Genomic DNA, 3,385 nt, shown 5'->3' with positions numbered 1-3,385 from the left:
GGATAGAACCAGCCGCCCGTCACGTACAAGGTGACGTTCGTGACGGTGGTGGAGTGGGTGTATTCACCGTCGTAGAGGAATAGGGACAGCTGGCATCCGGGGGGAGCAGCTGCCGTGCCCGTCTGGGGGCGCAGGGTGGCCGCGCTCGGGGCCGGGCCGCCGCCGTTGCCGATCGGGCGGTTCAGCGGGAGGGAACTGGCGGGGCGGCTCCGCTCCGTACCGAAATATCGTGAAAAATCGGAGCAACTGGCGCGGCTACTGCGGGTCGAGAGCGGCGTGAAGAGGGCCGTCGATCTCATTGAACGTTGTTGATCGTCCAGATATGGTGCATATGCCCACGATCACCCCCTTGGAAGTTAGGTGCCATGCGAAAGCGGCTGCGGCAGCTCCTCGTCATCGGACTCGCTCTCTCGTTCCTGGGCGTCGGCTTTCCCGCGTGGTCGGCGGACGACCCGCGCAGTTGCAACGACCTGCTGGCCGCGGACACCCCGGCGTACGTGGTCTGCACCTGGATGGCCACCCCCGAAGAGGCCGCGGACATCGCTCGGTTCTGGCTTGACAACGACGGCGAGAACCTGAAGGACGCAGGCCCGGTGGGCCCGATCACGGTGGACTGCACCCAGCCGGGCAACGAGTGCACGACCGACGGCGAGGGCGACGGCCAGCCGCGCGACGGCGGCGACCCGGACGTCGACGGAGCCGAGGACGGCGGCACGCCGGAATGCCAGAACGGCGAGGAGTGCTACGTCGACCCTGACGGGATCTCCGCCGCCGAGAAGAGCGCCGCCCAGCAGACGCCGGCCGGCCAGGCCACGCAGGCCGCCGCCCAGACGAACATGCGCCTGTGGATCGAGACCGAGCTGGCCGACGACTACAAGGCAGGCAACCTCACCGAGGCCGCCAAGAAGATCGCCGCGCTGGCCGTCGCCCAGCCGGGCGTGGTGGGCATCCGCTTCACCTCGCAGCTGGGCTACAACCAGACGTTCGCCACGGCGGACGAGCTCGACAAGTTCGTCGCCGAGACCGCCGCCGCGCTGCGCGGTCTGGCCCCGGGCAAGAAGCTGGCCGCGCACACGCTGGTGCCGGTGTTCGGCTGCGGCGCGAACGACGCCTGCAAGATCGAGATCGCCAAGAAGTATCCGCTGCTCGACCCCGACCGCCTCGGCGCCTGGCTGGCCAAGGGGTACATCGACCAGCTCGCCCTCGACAGCGGCAACCTGGGCACCGAGTACGCCACCTGGAAGATCGACGCCGCCGAGGCCCAGCGTAACCAGGCCATCCAGGTACGCGCCCGCGCCTGGGACGCCTACGCCCAGATCGCCGTCGAGGACGCGAGCTTCGCCGGCGGCCAGCTGACCGAGGAGCAGGCCACCAAGGCCATCACCGACCGCATCGCCGCCCCGCTCCAGGACGACGCCGCGGAGACGGTCACCCTGTGGACCCGCTGGCAGAACGACCAGGGCCAGGTCAGCCGCGTGTACGGCGAGAAGTGGGCCGCCAACGCCACCTGGGACCAGCTCAAGAAGCTGAGCTCGGTCCGCGCCCGCCTGGCCACCATCTACGACCCGGCCAACCCCGAGGTGGACGTGGCCACGGACCTCAAGAACCTGTCCGAGGTGTTCGGCCAGGTCTACCTGCACGCCGCCTAGCATGTCCGGGGCCAGGAGCGCGGTGTCCCGCGCCCTGGCCCTTGCCAGGCTGGGACGTCCGCGCTACCCGGCGCGCAGCCCCAGTGCCGCCACGATCATCGGGTACGACCTCTTGAACTCCCTGATCCAGTACGGCCAGGTATGCGTGCCGTTCCCGTACAGATGGATCGTGTGCTCGATGCCCAGCTGCTTGAGCCGCGCGCTCAAAGCCTTGCCGGTGTAGGCGGAGACCGGCTCGCCCAGGTGTGCCGGATGCCACGGCGAGCCCGGGGGGTCCAGCGGCCCCTGGAAGCTGGTGGTGCCGCTGGAGAGGTAGATGCTCACGCCTCGGAGGTTCGGGGCGAGGGCCACGGGGTCGTTGGCGGCCCACACCTGCTTGTCCCGCTTCGGGTGACCCCACAGGGCGAGCGGATCCTGCTTCTCGCTGGACTGGGCGTTCATGATGAGCGCCGGGACGCCCGGGAGCCGGGTGGCCAGGACGCCGCTGTACGCCCCGGCGAAGCGGAACATGCCGGGGTAGCGGGCCGCGTACTTGATCGCACCGTACGCGCCCATCGACAGCCCCGCCACGGCCCGCCGGGTCCCGGCCCGATAGCCGATCTCCAGCAGCCGCCGCGTCTCGTAGGTGTGGAACGTCGCCCACGCCGGGCTGCCGCCCTTGCCGCCGTTGTGCCAGTCCGAGTAGTTGCCCGCGCGCCCGGCCTCCGGCATGACGACGATGGCGTCCAGATTCGCGGTGAACGTCTTCACATCCGTCATGCGCGTCCACGACGTGTAGTCGTCGGCACCGCCGTGCAGCAGGTACAACACCGGCCACGTCCGCTTCGCCCCCCGCGACCAGCCCTTGGGCAGGAGCAGGCGGACCGGCGTCATCCGGCCGACGGACGGCGAGGAGATGAGCAGGTCCAGCGTGCGGGCGTCGAGGCGGCGCTCGCTCACCACGCGGGCGGGTCCGGGCAGCGCCGGCTGCCCTGGGGCGTAGCCGGGCGGCGCCTTCTGCCCGGTGGACGGCCGCTCGTCCTCGGGGGCGAACGACCAGCCGGGATCGGCGGCGTGGGCGGGGCTCGCGCTGACCAGGAGCAGTGTCGCCAGTGCCCCTTGTGTCGCCACTGCCGCCAGTGCACGCATGAGGGTCCCTTCGCTGTGGGTGCAGGCGAGGGTAGGGGTGTACGCGGCCGGGCGGCTATGACGTGACGCAACGAAACCCGCCGCCCGTTGTGCTCTGCCGGACAAATCCCGCTGTGGTTATCACCGGCGTGACAAATCCCGACCGAGGATTGTTCCGTACGGGCCTGCCGTCCCCATGCGTCCGTGGGTATCTTGGCCGATCACCCACGACAGGGGGTGTTCCGTGGACGTACCCGGTGAAGGCGAGATCCGGCGGTTCCTCACCGAGCGGCTCGGCGGTCAGGTGGACCCGGACCGGCCGCTGGAGGAGCACGGGCTGTCCTCGCGCGAGGCCGTGGGGGTGGCCGGCGAGCTGAGCGAGCTGCTCGGCCGCGAGCTGAGCCCGACGCTCGTCTGGGAGCACCCGACGATCAACATGCTGGCCCGCGCGTTGTCCACACCCCAGGAGACACCTACGGCGCGGGTCGCGGCCGGGGAGCCGGTGGCCGTGATCGGAGTCGGCTGCCGGCTCCCTGGGGCGCACGGCCCGGAGGCGTACTGGGAGCTGCTGATCGAAGGGCGTGACGCGGTCGGCGAGGTGCCGCACGACGGCCAGGTCGTGCGAGATG

General features: G+C 70.5%; 4 protein-coding genes. 2 read left to right on the top strand and 2 right to left on the bottom strand.

Annotation, left to right across the window (positions count from 1 at the left end; genetic code table 11):
* Positions 1 to 299 (bottom strand): hypothetical protein (locus ETD86_RS57740; RefSeq protein ID WP_211370912.1); only part of this gene is annotated, 299 nt, incomplete at its 3' end.
* A 66-nt stretch (positions 300 to 365) separates the two neighbouring features.
* Between ETD86_RS57740 and ETD86_RS53340 the strand changes: the two genes are divergently transcribed.
* Positions 366 to 1,649, top strand: a complete 1,284-nt coding sequence (locus ETD86_RS53340; RefSeq protein ID WP_138674229.1) for a hypothetical protein — start codon at positions 366 to 368, stop codon at positions 1,647 to 1,649.
* Between the two features lie 63 nt (positions 1,650 to 1,712).
* Here ETD86_RS53340 and ETD86_RS53335 read toward each other — a convergent pair whose 3' ends face one another.
* The gene (locus tag ETD86_RS53335) at positions 1,713 to 2,777 is read right to left on the bottom strand and encodes an alpha/beta hydrolase (RefSeq protein ID WP_138674228.1); all 1,065 of its coding nucleotides are present in this window, start codon (positions 2,775 to 2,777) and stop codon (positions 1,713 to 1,715) included.
* A 223-nt stretch (positions 2,778 to 3,000) separates the two neighbouring features.
* Here ETD86_RS53335 and ETD86_RS53330 point away from each other — a divergent pair.
* A partial coding sequence (locus ETD86_RS53330) for an acyl carrier protein (RefSeq protein ID WP_138674227.1) occupies positions 3,001 to 3,385 on the top strand: 385 nt, incomplete at its 3' end.

This window comes from Nonomuraea turkmeniaca (assembly GCF_005889735.1).
Classification (GTDB): Bacteria; Actinomycetota; Actinomycetes; order Streptosporangiales; family Streptosporangiaceae; genus Nonomuraea; species Nonomuraea turkmeniaca.
The sequence above is the reverse complement of the archived record's forward strand: the minus strand, read 5'-3'. Positions and strand labels throughout refer to the sequence as shown.